This is a genomic window from Streptomyces sp. W16, from assembly GCF_033194735.1.
In the GTDB taxonomy this organism is placed as follows: domain Bacteria; phylum Actinomycetota; class Actinomycetes; order Streptomycetales; family Streptomycetaceae; genus Streptomyces.
Genome location: NZ_JAWOAI010000034.1, coordinates 19,874 through 34,290, shown reverse-complemented (window position 1 = coordinate 34,290; position 14,417 = coordinate 19,874). Strand labels below are relative to the sequence as shown.

The 14,417-nt window shown below is 70.1% G+C and carries 11 protein-coding genes; 4 read left to right on the top strand and 7 right to left on the bottom strand.

Translation table 11 applies throughout. The features are described 5' to 3' along the window. Positions 1-155 precede the first annotated feature (155 nt). The gene (locus R6V09_RS07245) at positions 156-1,022 is read right to left on the bottom strand and encodes an acyl-CoA thioesterase (RefSeq protein WP_317880506.1); all 867 of its coding nucleotides are present in this window, start codon (positions 1,020-1,022) and stop codon (positions 156-158) included. 19 nt (positions 1,023-1,041) lie between these two features. Next, a complete protein-coding gene (locus R6V09_RS07240) occupies positions 1,042-3,555 on the bottom strand; it encodes a DEAD/DEAH box helicase (protein ID WP_317880505.1) in 2,514 nt (837 codons plus the stop codon). Between the two features lie 145 nt (positions 3,556-3,700). On the opposite strand from R6V09_RS07240, the gene R6V09_RS07235 reads away from it, so the two are divergent. Then, a complete protein-coding gene (locus R6V09_RS07235; RefSeq protein WP_317880504.1) occupies positions 3,701-4,492 on the top strand; it encodes a metal-dependent hydrolase in 792 nt (263 codons plus the stop codon). 38 nt (positions 4,493-4,530) lie between these two features. Here R6V09_RS07235 and R6V09_RS07230 read toward each other — a convergent pair whose 3' ends face one another. From R6V09_RS07230 to R6V09_RS07215, 4 genes are all read right to left on the bottom strand, one after another. Then, entirely contained in the window at positions 4,531-4,803 is a 273-nt protein-coding gene (locus R6V09_RS07230; protein WP_317880503.1) for a type B 50S ribosomal protein L31, read from the bottom strand. 51 nt (positions 4,804-4,854) lie between these two features. Then, the gene (locus R6V09_RS07225) at positions 4,855-5,331 is read right to left on the bottom strand and encodes a DUF5709 domain-containing protein (RefSeq protein WP_317880502.1); all 477 of its coding nucleotides are present in this window, start codon (positions 5,329-5,331) and stop codon (positions 4,855-4,857) included. Between the two features lie 339 nt (positions 5,332-5,670). Next, positions 5,671-7,452 (bottom strand): ABC transporter ATP-binding protein, encoded by a 1,782-nt coding sequence (locus tag R6V09_RS07220; protein WP_317880501.1) that lies wholly within the window; start codon positions 7,450-7,452, stop codon positions 5,671-5,673. Next, positions 7,449-9,290, bottom strand: coding sequence for an ABC transporter ATP-binding protein (locus R6V09_RS07215; protein ID WP_317880500.1), 1,842 nt, complete (start codon positions 9,288-9,290; stop codon positions 7,449-7,451). The genes R6V09_RS07220 and R6V09_RS07215 overlap by 4 nt, the downstream gene beginning before the upstream one ends. A 195-nt stretch (positions 9,291-9,485) precedes the next feature. Between R6V09_RS07215 and R6V09_RS07210 the strand changes: the two genes are divergently transcribed. The 3 genes from R6V09_RS07210 to R6V09_RS07200 all read left to right on the top strand — a co-directional run bounded on the left by R6V09_RS07210 (position 9,486) and on the right by R6V09_RS07200 (position 13,439). Continuing rightward, positions 9,486-10,238 (top strand): L,D-transpeptidase family protein, encoded by a 753-nt coding sequence (locus R6V09_RS07210; RefSeq protein WP_317880499.1) that lies wholly within the window; start codon positions 9,486-9,488, stop codon positions 10,236-10,238. 10 nt (positions 10,239-10,248) lie between these two features. Then, a complete protein-coding gene (locus tag R6V09_RS07205; protein WP_317880498.1) occupies positions 10,249-11,868 on the top strand; it encodes a peptide-N4-asparagine amidase in 1,620 nt (539 codons plus the stop codon). 173 nt (positions 11,869-12,041) lie between these two features. Beyond that, positions 12,042-13,439, top strand: coding sequence for a cation:dicarboxylate symporter family transporter (locus R6V09_RS07200; protein ID WP_317880497.1), 1,398 nt, complete (start codon positions 12,042-12,044; stop codon positions 13,437-13,439). 65 nt (positions 13,440-13,504) lie between these two features. Here the strand turns inward: R6V09_RS07200 and R6V09_RS07195 are convergent, their stop codons facing one another. After that, on the bottom strand, positions 13,505-14,365 hold the full coding sequence (locus tag R6V09_RS07195; RefSeq protein WP_317880496.1) for an SDR family NAD(P)-dependent oxidoreductase: 861 nt from the start codon (positions 14,363-14,365) through the stop codon (positions 13,505-13,507). Positions 14,366-14,417: the final 52 nt, after the last annotated feature.

Genomic DNA, 14,417 nt, shown 5'->3' with positions numbered 1-14,417 from the left:
ATCGCCCGGCACCGCGCCCCGCCTCCCAGCCGGCCGGACCACCGCCGTCCCCGAGCGAGCACCCGCCCGAGCCGGCGCCGGAACCCGAGCGATCACGCGGCATGCTGAGCTGGCTGCGCCGCAGAAACGGGTGAGCCGCAGCGCACACCGGCCAATCACAGGGCTCTGAACAGCCCCTCCTGGACGACCGAGACGAGCAGGCGTCCCTCCCTGTCGTAGATGCGCCCGCGGGCCAGACCGAGGCCGCCGGTCGCGATCGGGGACTCCTGGTCGTACAGGAACCACTCGTCCGCGCGGAACGGCCGGTGGAACCACATGGCGTGGTCCAGCGACGCCATGTCGAAGTTCCGCGGCCCCCACAGAGGTTCGACGGGGATCCGGACGGCGTCCAGGAGCGTCATGTCGCTGGCGTACGTCAACGCGCAGGTGTGCACCAGCGGATCGTCGCCGAGCGGCCCCACCGCACGCATCCACACGGCGCTGCGCGGCTCGGCGTCCTTGATCTCCTCGGCGCTCCAGCGCAGCCCGTCCGCGTACCGGATGTCGAAGGGCTGACGGCGTGCCATCCGCTCCAACTGCTCAGGGAGCGTGCCCAGATGGGCCCGGACCTCCTCCGTCACCGTCGGCAGGGACTCCGGGTCCGGGACCTCGCGGGACGGCGGCAGCTGGTGCTCGAAAGGACCTTGCTCAGGCTTGTGAAAGGAGGCGGTGAGATTGAAGATCGTGCGACCCTGCTGCACGGCGGTGACCCGACGGGTGGTGAACGACCGCCCGTCCCGCACCCGCTCGACCTGGTACACGATCGGCACGCCCGGCCGGCCCGGGCGCAGGAAGTACGCGTGCAGCGAGTGCACGGGCCGGTCGCCCTCCGTGGTGCGCCCCGCGGCGACCAATGCCTGGCCGGCCACCTGGCCGCCGAAGACCCGCTGCAGGGACTCGTGCGGGCTGCGGCCACGGAAGATGTTGACCTCGATCTGCTCCAGGTCGAGCAGGTCGACGAGCCGCTCTGCCGGGTTCGTCATGGGTGGGATTCTCCTGTGCTCACAGCTGGCCGACGTCGGTGATGCGGACGACCGCACGGCCCTCCTCGTCGGAGGCCGCGAGATCGATCTCCGCGCTGATGCCCCAGTCATGATCGCCGTTCGGGTCGGCGAAAATCTGCCGAACGCGCCACAGGCCGTGCTGCGGCTCCTCCTCGATGAGCAGGAGCTTGGGCCCGCGGGCGTCGGGGCCGGTGCCGAGGTCCTCGTACTCGTCCCAATACTTGTCCATCGCCTCGCCCCAGGCGTCCGCGTCCCAGCCGGACTCGGCGTCCATCTCGCCCAGTTCCCCGACATGGTCGAGGGCGGCCAGCTCGACACGGCGGAACATCGCGTTGCGGACGAGAACGCGGAAGGCACGAGAGTTCGCGGTGACCGGCTTGACCTGGTCGGCCTTCTCCTGGGCCTCCTCGGCGGTCATCTCCGCCGGGTTGGCCAGCTGCTCCCACTCGTCCAGCAGGCTGGAGTCGACCTGGCGCACCATCTCGCCGAGCCAGGCGATCAGATCCTCAAGGTCCTCGGACTTGAGGTCGTCCGGGACGGTGTGATCGAGGGCCTTGAAGGCACCGGCGAGGTAGCGCAGCACGATGCCCTCGGTGCGGGCCAGCTCGTAGTACGAGGTCAACTCCGTGAAGGACATGGCCCGTTCGTACATGTCACGGATCACGGACTTCGGCGACAGCGGGTGGTCGCCGACCCACGGGTGGCTCTTGCGGTACGTGTTGTACGCGTGGAAGAGCAACTCCTCCAGCGGCTTGGGGTAGCTGACGTCCTGGAGCCGCTCCATGCGGTCCTCGTACTCGACGCCGTCCGCCTTCATCGCGGCCACGGCCTCGCCACGCGCCTTGTTCTGCTGGGCGGCCAGGATCTGCCGCGGGTCGTCCAGCGTGGACTCGACGACGGACACCATGTCCAGCGCGTACGACGGCGACTCGGGGTCCAGCAGCTCGAACGCGGCGAGCGCGAAGGTCGACAGCGGCTGGTTGAGGGCGAAGTCCTGCTGCAGGTCGACCGTGAGGCGCACGATGCGGCCCTCTGCGTCCGGGGTGTCGAGCTTCTCGACGATGCCGCCGTCCAGGAGCGAGCGGTAGATCGCGATCGCGCGCCGGATGTGCTTCAACTGCTGCTTGCGCGGCTCGTGGTTGTCCTCCAGGAGATGCCGCATCGCGTCGAAGGCGTTGCCGGGGCGGGCGATCACCGACAGCAGCATCGTGTGAGTGACCCGGAACCTGGACGTCAGCGGCTCGGGATCGGAGGTGATGAGCTTCTCGAAGGTGCCTTCCGACCAGCCGACGAAGCCCTCGGGTGCCTTCTTGCGGACGACCTTCCGGCGCTTCTTCGGGTCGTCGCCCGCCTTGGCGAGCGCCTTCTCGTTCTCGACGACGTGCTCGGGGGCCTGGGCGACCACGAGCCCCGCCGTGTCGAAACCGGCGCGGCCCGCGCGACCCGCGATCTGGTGGAACTCACGGGCCCGCAACGTACGTACCCGAACGCCGTCGTACTTGGCCAGCGCCGTGAAAAGCACCGTGCGGATGGGCACGTTGACGCCCACCCCGAGCGTGTCCGTACCGCAGATGACCTTCAGCAGACCGGCCTGCGCGAGCTTCTCCACCAGGCGCCGGTACTTGGGCAGCATGCCGGCGTGGTGCACACCGATGCCGTGTCGTACGTAACGGGAGAGGTTGCGGCCGAACTTGGTGGTGAAGCGGAAGCCGCCGATCAGCTCGGCGATCTGGTCCTTCTCCTCGCGCGAGCACATGTTGATGCTCATCAGCGCCTGCGCCCGCTCCACGGCCTGCGCCTGGGTGAAGTGCACGATGTAGACCGGTGCCTGCCGGGTCTCCAGCAGTTCGGTCAGCGTCTCGGTGAGCGGGGTCAGCCTGTACTCGTAGGACAGCGGCACCGGCCGGACCGCCGAGCGGACCACCGAAGTGGGGCGCCCGGTGCGCCGGGTGAGGTCCTTCTCGAACATCGCGACGTCGCCGAGCGTGGCCGACATCAGGATGAACTGCGCCTGCGGCAGCTCCAGGATCGGGATCTGCCAGGCCCAGCCGCGGTCCGCCTCGGCGTAGAAGTGGAACTCGTCCATGACGACCTGGCCGACGTCCGCGTGCTTGCCGTCGCGCAGTGCGATCGACGCGAGGACCTCCGCGGTGCAGCAGATGATGGGGGCGTCCGAGTTGACGGACGCGTCGCCGGTCAGCATGCCGACGTTCTCGGTGCCGAACATCTTGCACAGCTCGAAGAACTTCTCCGAGACCAGCGCCTTGATCGGGGCGGTGTAGAAGGTGACCTCGTCCCGGGCCAGCGCGGCGAAGTGCGCACCGGCGGCGATCATGCTCTTGCCGGACCCGGTGGGCGTCGACACGATCACGTTCGCACCGGAGACCACCTCGATCAGCGCCTCCTCCTGATGGGGGTAGAGCGTGAGACCGCGCTCCTTGGCCCACGACTCGAAGGCTTCGTAGAGGGCGTCTGGATCTGCGGTCGGCGGCAACTGGTCGATGAGGGTCACGACCCCATCTTGCCTGGCGCCGTGGCCGATGGGGGAATCGGCTGCGGGGACGAAGATCGCTACCGCTACGCTGTGTCGCCGACAGAGTGTCAGGGCGCCCGAGCAACTGACCGGCGGCGTAAGAGGAATGGGGCGGGGAACGGCCATGATGGGACCAGCACACTCACTGTCGGGAGCGGCGGCCTGGCTCGGCGTCGGAGCGGCGACCGCCGCGGCCGGGCATCCGATGCCCTGGCCGGTGATCCTGGTCGGCGCCCTGATCTGCGCCGGCGCGGCGCTCGCCCCGGACCTCGACCACAAGGCGGCGACCATCTCCCGGGCCTTCGGACCCGTCTCCCGGACCGTGTGCGAGGTCGTCGACAAGCTCTCGTACGCCGTCTACAAGGGGACCAGGAAGCAGGGCGACCCGCGCCGCAACGGCGGGCACCGCACGCTTACCCACACCTGGCTGTGGGCGGTCCTGATCGGGGCAGGGAGCGCGAGCGTAGCGATCCTGGGCGGTCGCTGGGGAGTGCTGGCGATCCTCTTCGTGCACATGGTGCTGGCCATCGAGGGTCTGCTGTGGCGGGCGGCCCGCGGCTCCAGCAGCGACATCCTGGTGTGGCTGCTGGCGGCGACCAGCGCGTGGATCCTCGCCGGAGTGCTGGACAAGCCGGGCAACGGTTCGAACTGGCTGTTCACGGAGCAGCACCAGTACCTGTGGCTGGGCCTGCCGGTCGTGCTGGGTGCGCTGGTGCACGACATCGGGGACGCGCTGACCGTCTCCGGCTGCCCGATCCTGTGGCCGATCCCGTTGGGCCGCAGGCGCTGGTACCCGATCGGGCCGCCGAAGGTGATGCGGTTCCGCGCGGGCAGCTGGATCGAGCTCAAGGTGCTGATGCCGGTGTTCATACTGCTCGGGGGAGTGGGCTGCGCAGCGGCGCTCAACGTGATCTGAGGTCCGTCCCCGGTTCCGGCGTCGGTGCGGGCCGCGGCTCACGCCCCGCCGGAACCCTGGCCCGCCTCGCCGCTGCCGTAGCGCCGCTCGAACTGGGCGATACGGCCCTCCGTGTCCACCGTCCGCGCCTTGCCGGTGTAGAAGGGGTGGCTCTCCGAGGAGATCTCCACGTCCACGACCGGGTAGGTCTCGCCGTCGTCCCAGTCGATGGTCCGGTCGCTGGTCGCGGTGGACCGGGTCAGGAAGGCGTATCCGGCGGAGCGGTCGCGGAAGACCACGGGGTGGTAGTCGGGCTGCTTGTCCTGCTGCATGGCTGCTCCTCCTGCGGCGGGGGTGTGGGTGACGGCCAAGGGACGGCGAGGTCAGCCGTAGAGCGAGTCCTCGTCCTCGTCGACGATGTGCATCGCGGCCTCCTCTGCGGAGGCCGCCGCGCCGTCGATGCCCACGTCGGTGGCGATCAGGCCGCTCTCCTCGTCCTCGTGTGCCCCTTCGTCGGGTGCCACGAGGCGACCGGAGCGGACGTCACCGACCTCGATGTCCCGGAGTTCGCCGTCGGTGTCCTCGGAGTCGCCGAGGCCGTCGCCGTCGGACACAGCGAGATCCGGGACCTCCTCGGCGAGGCGCTGGTCGAGCGACTCACCGTGCTGACGCTCCGAGGCCGTGACATCGGCGCGTTCCACCGCCCAAGGGCGATCCGGTGGGGACCAGCCGCGGTCGAGGGGATCCTCGACACCATCGGCCACCAGGGTGTCCTCCGCGTCGAGCAGACCCGCGTCGTCCTGTACCTCGGATCCGTCGGGCTGGTAGACGTCGTCTCCCCATCCGTCGGCGCTGTTCACGGGTACCTCCAGGTGGTGGGGACCGGCCCGTACTCACCGCGCTCGGCGGCGGGCCGCCGCTGTGCGGGGCACAGGCGGAGCCCGGCACGAACCACATGGTTCCCGGGCACTCCCCGAACCGGTGCCGCTCCCCAGCCTTCCACCCCTTTTCCCCCGCGCGCAACGGCACGGCCCCGAGCCGGGGAGGGCAAGGCCCTTGTCCACCTTGAGCGGCCTCGTGTCTCACCAGCCCCGGCAGGCGTCCGATTCCGGTGCGCTACAGCGCCCCGAAAGGGGCGCGGGGAACTGCGCGACCAGCCCCCACCGGCCCGCACGTCAGTCACCGCCCGACCGGCGGAGCTACCCGTGCCACGACCGCCAAAGCGCCGCGTACGCACCCTCCGCCGCCACCAGCTCGTCGTGGCTGCCCAGCTCGCTGATGCGGCCGTTCTCGACCACGGCGATGACGTCCGCGTCGTGGGCGGTGTGCAGGCGGTGGGCGATCGCGACGACCGTGCGGCCGTCGAGGACACGGGCCAGGGACCGTTCGAGATGGCGTGCGGCGCGCGGGTCCAGGAGCGAGGTCGCCTCGTCCAGGACAAGCGTGTGCGGATCGGCCAGCACCAGCCGGGCCAACGCGATCTGCTGGGCCTGGGCCGGGGTGAGCGCCAGCCCGCCCGAGCCCACCTCGGTGTCGAGGCCCTCGTCCAGCGCCCGCGCCCAGCCGTCCGCGTCGACCGCGCCCAGCGCCGCCCACAGCTCGGCGTCCGCCGCGTCGGTCCGGGCGAGCAGGAGGTTGTCGCGCAGGGAGCCCACGAAGACGTGGTGCTCCTGGTTGACGAGGGCCACATGGGAGCGGACGTGTTCGGCGGTCATCCGGGAGAGTTCGGCGCCGCCGAGGGTGATCCGGCCGTCCCGGGGCGCGTAGATGCCGGCGAGCAGCCTGCCCAGGGTGGACTTGCCCGCGCCCGATGGGCCGACCAGGGCCAGCCGGGTGCCGGGCGCGACCTCCAGGGACACCTTGCGCAGCACGTCGACGCCCTCGCGGTAGCCGAAGTGCACCCGGTCCGCGTGCACGTTCCGGCCCTCGGGGGACAGCGTGGCGTCCCCCGCATCGGGCTCGATGTCCCGGACACCGACCAGCCGGGCCAGCGAGACCTGGGCGACCTGGAGCTCGTCGTACCAGCGCAGGATCAGGTTCACCGGGTCGACGAGCATCTGCGCGAGCAGGGCGCCCGTGGTCAGCTCGCCCACTCCGATCCAGCCGTGCAGGACGTACACCCCGCCGAGCATCAGGACCGAGCAGAGCACCGTGACATGAGTGATGTTGATGACCGGGAAGAGCACCGACCGCAGCCAGAGCGTGTAGTTCTCCCAGGCCGTCCACTCCTTGACGCGGCGCTCCGAGAGGGCGATGCGCCGGTCGCCGAGGCGGTGTGCCTCGACGGTGCGTCCCGCGTCCACGGTCTCGGCGAGGGCCGCGGCCACGGCGGCGTACCCGGCGGCCTCGGAGCGGTAGCCGGCGGGTGCGCGCTTGTAGTACCAGCGGCAGCCGACGACCAGCAGCGGCACCGCGATCAGTACGGCGGGCGCCAGCGCCGGCACGGTCACGACAAGGCCGCCGAGCAGCAGCAGCGCCCACACGACACCGATCGCCAGCTGCGGTACGGCCTCGCGCATCGCGTTGGCGAGCCGGTCGATGTCGGTGGTGATGCGGGACAGGAGGTCGCCGGTGCCCGCCCGTTCCAGGACACCCGGAGGCAGCCCGACCGCTCGTACGAGGAAGTCCTCGCGCAGATCGGCCAGCATCCGCTCGCCGAGCATCGCGCCACGCAACCGCACCTGCCGGATGAACACGGCCTGGACGGCGAGCGCGATCCCGAACAGCCCGATGGTCAGGCCCAGATGAAGTTCCCGCGCTCCGTCCGACACCCGCTCGACCATGTCGCCGAGCAGATAGGGGCCCACCATCGACGCGACCACGGCGACCGTGTTCACGGTCACCAGGAGGAGGAAGGCCCGGCGATGCCGACGGAACAGTTCGGACACGTAGGCGCGTACGGTCGCGGGGGCGCCGACCGGCAGGGTGTTGGCCGTGGTCGGGGCCGCCGGGTCGTACGCCGGGGGCGCCACGCCGATCATGCGGTCTCCTCGATTTCTTCCAGCGCGCCGCGCAGCGCGACATCGTGGTCGTCCAGGGCGCTCCGCAGAGCGGCCTCGTCGTTGACGGCGTTGTGCAGTGCCGTCTCCTCCTCCGTTTCACGGGTCACCACGGCCCGGTACCGCGGCTCGCTGCGGAGCAGGTCGCGATGGGTGCCGACCGCCACGACCTCGTCCTCGTGCACGAGGACCACCCGGTCCGCGTGGTCCAGGAGCAGGGGCGAGGAGGTGAACACCGCGGTGGTCCGGCCGGCCCGCAACTTCCGTACGCTGTCCGCGATCCGGGCCTCGGTGTGGGAGTCGACGGCGGAAGTCGGCTCGTCCAGGACGAGTACCTCGGGATCGGTGATCAGCGACCGGGCCAGGGCGAGCCGCTGGCGCTGGCCGCCGGAGAGGGAGCGTCCGCGTTCGGTGATGCGGGCGTCCATCGGGTCGGCGGTGTCGAGCGAACCCTGCGCGAGTGCCACCAGCACGTCACCGCACTGCGCGGCGGCCAGGGCCTCCTCCGCGCCGACCGCACCCGAGGAGGGCACGTCGAGCAGTTCGCGCAGCGAACCGGACAGCAGCACCGGGTCCTTGTCCTGGACGAGGACGGCGGTGCGTGCCGAGTCGAGGGGGAGTTCGTCGAGCGCCACGCCGTCCAGGAGTACGGAGGTGCCGGCCTCGGCGGGGTGTCCGCCGAGGCGTTCCGCCAGCCGCCCGGCCGCGTCGGGATCGCCGCACACCACGGCGGTGAACCGGCCGGACGGCACGAGCAGACCGGTGGCCGGGTCGTACAGATCCCCGGCCGGCACCTCGGCCGCGCGCGTTCCTTCGGTGTCGGTGACCCGCTCCAGGGACAGCACGCGCGCGGCGCGTCTGGCCGAGGGACGGGAGAAGGAGTACGCCATGGCGATCTCCTCGAAGTGCCGCAGCGGATAGGACAGGACCATCACCGCGCTGTAGACGGTGACCAGTTCACCCACCGTGATCCGTCCCTCGCGGGCCAGGTGCACACCGTGCCAGACGACGACGATCAGCAGCAGACCCGGCAGCAGCACCTGGATCGCGGAGATCAGCGACCACATCCGGGCACTTCGCACGGCAGCGTGGCGCACCTCCTGGGAGGCGCGGCGGTAGCGGTCGAGGAACAGTTCCTCGCCGCCGATGCCGCGCAGCACCCGCAGTCCGGCGACAGTGTCGGAGGCCAGCTCGGTGGCGCGTCCCGCCTTCTCGCGCTGCACGTCCGCGCGCCGGGTCGCCCGGGGCAGCAGCGGCAGTACGGAGACCGCCAGCAGGGGCATGCCCACAGCGACGACGACACCGAGTGCGGGTTGGTACACGAGAAGGCCGACACACACGACGACGACGGTCAGCGCGGCGGCCAGGAAGCGGGACAGCGCCTCGACGAACCAGCCGATCTTCTCGACGTCACCCGTGGACACGGCCACGACCTCACCGGCCGCGACCCGCCGGGTCAGCGCCGAGCCGAGATGGGCGGCCTGGCGGGCCAGCAGCTGCTGGACGCGGGCGGCGGCCGTGATCCAGTTGGTGACGGCGGCCCGGTGCAGGAAGGTGTCGCCCACGGCGATACCCGCTCCGCACAGCGCCATCAGCCCACCGGTCAGAGCGAGCCGACTGCCGGAGCGGTCGACCACGGCCTGGACGGCGAGCCCCACACAGAACGGCAGCGCGCAGACGGACACGAAGTGCAGCAGTCCCCAGGCGAGCGACTTGAACTGTCCGCCGAGCTGGTTCCGGCCGAGCCACCACAGGAATCGGGGCCCCGAGCGGGCGTCCGGCACACCCGGGTCGGGATACGGAAGGTCTTGAATCTGCATGACGTCCCAGTGGCTCTGGTCGGGGCGGCGGAAGGAACCGCGGAGTGCGGCAACAAACCGTGAAAGGTTCGCCTCGCAGCGTGGTCGGAAGCAAGCGGTTTTCCCGGCCGGGGGCCAGAACCGGCGTTCACCCATCAGGGGCGAGATGTCCGTGACCTCACTCAATGTCGCCGAACGCGATGTGACCATGGGCCGATGCAGAGTGGCGGCACACGACGTGCGATGGTCGCGATGGCGGCTCTCGGTTCCCTCCTGACGATGACGACGCTGTCTGCGTGCGGAAGCGCGCACCCACGGCACACCGGCGGCGAAGGGAGATCCGGCCCTCAGGCGGCCCACCCGAGACCGGCCGCGGTCTCCCCGGCCCCGACCCGCGTCCCGGACGTCGGCGACCGGCTCCACCGCGACATCCCCGCAGGCACGCGCCAGGTCCTGGCGGTCTACGGCGACGGCAAGGACTCCCCGGACTCCACTGCCGTACTGTTCACCAAGCACGGCTCCACCTGGGACCGGACCCGCAGCTGGCCCGCGCACAACGGCAAGCGGGGCTGGACCCTCGACCATCACCTCGGGGACGAGCGCAGCCCCGTCGGCGTGTTCACCCTGACCGCCGCGGGCGGTGTGCTCGACGATCCCGGCACGGCGCTCCCGTACAGCCAGGACGAGTCGTACGAGGCGCCGCGCGACTGGGACGAGTCGCACTGGCACGACTTCGACTACGTCATCGCCATCGACTACAACCGGGTCAAGGGCACGCCGCCCGACGACGCGGAGCAGCCCGAGGGCGAGGACAAGGGCGGCGGGATCTGGCTGCATCTGGACCACGGCAGCGGTACGTCGGCCTGCGTCAGCCTGCCCAAGGAGGCGATGGAGTACCTGCTGCGCACGCTCGACCCGGAGCAGCATCCCGTGGTGCTGATGGGGGACAGGGGGGACCTCAAGGGGTAGAACACCGCCCATGAGAAACCGGATAGTCATGTCCATGCTCGCCGGGGCGACCCTCCTGGCGAGCACCCTCCTGGGAGCGAGCCCCGTCCAGGCGGCCGAGGCAAAGGCCCAAGTCGCCGACGTCCCCGCCGAGTTCGGCACCGACTGGCACGACCCCCTCACCGCCGCCCCGCCCATCGCCAAGCCCGCGACGAAGTCCTGCCAAGTCACCCTCGCCGACACCGAGTTCCGCGACTTCACCCCGTACGAGGGCACCTACACACCACCCAAGGCGTGCGGTGACCACTGGAGCAAGGTCGTGCTCCGTCTCGACGGCACGGTCAAGGGGCGTCAGTACGACCGGCTCGGCTATCTGCATGTCGGCGGGGTCGAGATCCTGCGCACCTCGACGCCGGAGCCCTCGCCCGACGGCATCGCGTGGTCCGTCGAGAAGGACGTCACGCGCTACAGCGCCACCTTCCGCAGCACACAGAACGTCGAGATGCTGATCGGCAACGTCGTCGACGACACCTACACCGGAGTCATCGGAGTCAAGGCGACGCTGACGTTCTACGAGGGGAGACCCGCGGCGGCGCAGACCCCCGACCGCGTCCTCACCCTCGGCACCGACTCGACCGTCACCACCCCGCGCAACAGCGAACGCATCGTCGCAGAGGTGTACGCCACCGGATCCGGCGGCGGCTGCGAGGAGTTCTGGTATCTCGCGGTGCCCGACTCGGCGCCGTACTCCTGCCAGGCCGACAAGGGCCCCTACCGCGAGGTGCAGATCAAGGTCGACGGTCAACTCGCGGGAATCGCGGCGCCGTTCCCGAACGTGTGGACCGGTGGCTGGTCCGACCCCTTCCTCTGGTACGTCATTCCGGGCCCGCGTGCCTTCGACGTCAAGCCGATCGAATACGACCTCACGCCCTTCGCCGGGCTGCTCAACGACGGCCGCCCGCACCACGTCGACGTCTCCGTCGTGGGCGTGCCCGAGGGGCAGAGCGGTTGGAGCGCGCCGGTGAACGTGCTCGTCTGGCAGGACGCGCAGCGCGCCCGCGTCACCGGGAAGCTCACGCTCGACCGCGCGGGCGAGCTCGCCAACTCCTCGACGTACACGCCCGGTTCGGAGGAACGCGTGGACACCGACGCGGGCCATCGGCTGACCGTCGCCGGTTACGTCGACACCTCGCACGGGCGGGTGAGGACCACTGTCGACCGGAAGCTCACGAACACCTCCGTGCACCGTTGGATCGACGGCGAGAACATGGACGGGCTCGACGCGACCTGGACGGACGACGAGTCGGTGACCGTCGACGGACGGGGACCGGCCCGGACGACGGCCACGCATCGGACGTACACGATGACCGGTGCGACGACGATCGGGACGGACGACCGGTTGCGTACCGTTCTCGCGCTGGGCGACCGGGCGGCGGTCGTCGATACGCGGGACGGTCGGCGGACCGGGTGGTCGCGGCTCGACGACACCTACAGCGGGGACGCGACGTACACGCTCAACGTGCCCCGTGATCAACGGCATGCGGTGGGGACGTCGAGCGAGCGCTATCGGCTGTACGGCTCGGGCGGCTGCTACGACCGTTCGCTGGCGACCGCGCAGGGGGTGCTGACCGAGGACCGCAGCGGCTGCTGAGCCGTCGTGCGTGCGATGCGTCACTCAGGTGCGTGATTTACGCGGCTGTCACACGGAGGTTTTCCGGGCGATCAACAACGGCTTCAAAGTGTCCACTCGGAAGCCGCTTTCCGTATCGCAGAAGTCGCCCCCATCGACTTCCGCGAACGACCGTCCCCCCTCAAGGAGTGCCCGTGCCGCCGTCCGTCCCGCCTCTGCCGCGACGCGTCGCACGCATACTGCGTACCTCTCTCTTCGCGCAGGTCGCCTGCGCGCTCGTCCTCGGAATCCTCGTCGGAAAGCTGTGGCCCGACGTGGCCACGGACTTCCAGCCCCTCGGCGACGGATTCACCCGGCTGATCAAGACGATCATCTCGCCGCTCGTGTTCTGTGTGGTCGTGGTCGGTATCGCCAAGGCCGGTGACCTCAAGGCCTTCGGCCGGATCGGCCTCAAGGCGCTGATCTGGTTCGAGGTCGCCAGCACCGCGGCGCTGATCATCGGCCTGGTCCTTGCCAACGTCGTCCAGCCCGGCTCCGGGATGCACGTCGACCCGTCCACCCTCAACACCTCGGCGGTGGACGCGAAGACGGGCGGCGGCTCGCTGCCCTCGACGACCGAGTTCATCGTCAACGCGCTGCCCACCAGCTTCGTCGGCGCCTTCGCCGAGAACTCCCTGCTCCAAGTCCTCATCCTGGCCTGCCTGGTGGGCGCCGCGCTGCTCCACCTCGGCAACACCAAGGTGCCGAAGGTCCTGCCCGCGATCGAGCAGGCGCAGGAGATCATCTTCGCGATCGTCGGCTTTGTCATGCGGCTCGCCCCGCTCGCCGTGTTCGGCGCGATGGCCGTCCTGGTCGGCCAGTACGGCCTCGGCGTGATCAAGACCTACGCCAAGCTGATCATCCTCTGCTACGTCGCCGCCGCGCTCTTCGTCGCCCTGCTCGCCGTCGCGCTGCGGCTGGTCACCGGGCTCAGCCTCTGGAAGTTCCTCCGCTACATCCGGGAGGAGATGCTCCTCGCGCTCGGCACCGCCTCCACCGAGTCCGTCATGCCGCGCGTGATGCAGAAGCTGCGCAAGGCCGGCGCCCGGGACGACGCGGTCGGCCTCGTGCTGCCCACCGGCTACTCCTTCAACCTCGACGGAGCCTCGCTCTACCTCTCCATCGGCACCCTGTTCATCGCCCAGGCCGTCGGCGTCGACCTCAGCCTCGGCCAGCAGATCACCGTGGTCCTGGTGCTGATGCTCACCAGCAAGGGCATGGCCGGCATCCCCGGCTCGGCCTTCCTCGCCCTGTCCGCCACCGCGTCCTCGCTCGGCGCGATCCCGGCCGGTGCGGTCGCCCTGCTCCTCGGCGTGGACCGCATCATGGACTCGATGCGCGTCGTCACCAACCTCCTCGGCAACTGCGTCGCCGTCTTCGCGGTCTCCCGCTGGGAGGGTGCGCTGGACATCGAGCGGGCGAAGAAGGTCCTCGACGGCGAGATCACGCTCGTAGAGGAAGACATAGAGGAAGCCGTGGACGAAGAAGTCGTAGGGGAAGGGGCGGAGATTCCCGCCCAGGTCGTCAAGGAGACGGCCTCCGAAGCCAGTTGACCCCCTTGTGGCGGGCCGTGGCTCCTGTGTCCATCGGTACGGTGGGGGAGTCGCGGCCCGTTTTCCTATGCGTGGTCGACGAGGTCGACCGGGTAGTCCTGGTCGAAGTCGGCGGATCGGCTCACCTGTTCCCAGGCCGCCGCCTGCGCGATCTGGTCGCGTGAATAGCTCTGCGCCATCTCGACCGCGACAGCGCCCAGGAGGAGATGGGAGGGCAGGGTCGGCTGCTTGACGATCCGGACCAGGATCTCCCCGGCCCGCTTCGGGTCGCCCGCGGCGGTTACTGGACCGTCGAAGAGGCGGATCACCGCGCCGACGGTCTCGTCGTACTCCGGCGCCACCTCCGGGATCTGCATCGACGACCCGGCCCAGTCGGTGGCGAACCCGGCCGGTTCCACGACGAGGTACCTGATGCCGAACGGCGCGGTCTCGGCCGCGAGGACGCGCGTGAAGCCGTCGACCGCGAACTTCGCCGCCTGGTAAGAGCCGAGCCCGGGATTTCCGCCGACCCGGCCGCCGACGGACGAGAACTGTACGACCGTGCCCGCCCCCTGCGCCCTGAGGAACGGGAGCGCCGCCGTCGAGACGTTGTAGACGCCCCAGAAGTTCGTGTCGAACTGTCGGCGGAAGTCCTCCTCGGGTGTCGTCTCGACCGGGGAGAGGTTGGCGTACCCAGCGTTGTTGACGACCACGTCGATCCCGCCGAAACGGTCGACTCCCGCCTGTAGCGCGGCCGTTGCGGCGGTCCGGTCGGTGACGTCGAGCGCGACGGGAAGTACGCGGTCGCCGTACTTCTCCACGAGATCGTCGAGCTGCTCCGGCTTGCGTGCCGTGGCGACGACCCGGTCGCCGGCCTCCAGGGCCGCGACGGTGAGGTTGCGGCCGAAGCCGCGGGACGAACCGGTGATGAACCATGTCTGAGTCATGGCTCTAGCAAAACACTGTTTCGTTATTAGTGCAACCGGGTTGCGCTATGCT

What these genes read in the sequence shown, in the direction of transcription:
- R6V09_RS07245 (WP_317880506.1), bottom strand. Translation starts at nt 1,022, where the DNA reads ATGACGAACCCGGCAGAGCGGCTCGTCGACCTGCTCGACCTGGAGCAG.
- R6V09_RS07235 (WP_317880504.1), top strand. Translation starts at nt 3,701, where the DNA reads ATGATGGGACCAGCACACTCACTGTCGGGAGCGGCGGCCTGGCTCGGC.
- R6V09_RS07230 (WP_317880503.1), bottom strand. Translation starts at nt 4,803, where the DNA reads ATGCAGCAGGACAAGCAGCCCGACTACCACCCCGTGGTCTTCCGCGAC.
- R6V09_RS07220 (WP_317880501.1), bottom strand. Translation starts at nt 7,452, where the DNA reads ATGATCGGCGTGGCGCCCCCGGCGTACGACCCGGCGGCCCCGACCACG.
- R6V09_RS07215 (WP_317880500.1), bottom strand. Translation starts at nt 9,290, where the DNA reads ATGCAGATTCAAGACCTTCCGTATCCCGACCCGGGTGTGCCGGACGCC.
- R6V09_RS07210 (WP_317880499.1), top strand. Translation starts at nt 9,486, where the DNA reads ATGCAGAGTGGCGGCACACGACGTGCGATGGTCGCGATGGCGGCTCTC.
- R6V09_RS07205 (WP_317880498.1), top strand. Translation starts at nt 10,249, where the DNA reads ATGAGAAACCGGATAGTCATGTCCATGCTCGCCGGGGCGACCCTCCTG.
- R6V09_RS07195 (WP_317880496.1), bottom strand. Translation starts at nt 14,365, where the DNA reads ATGACTCAGACATGGTTCATCACCGGTTCGTCCCGCGGCTTCGGCCGC.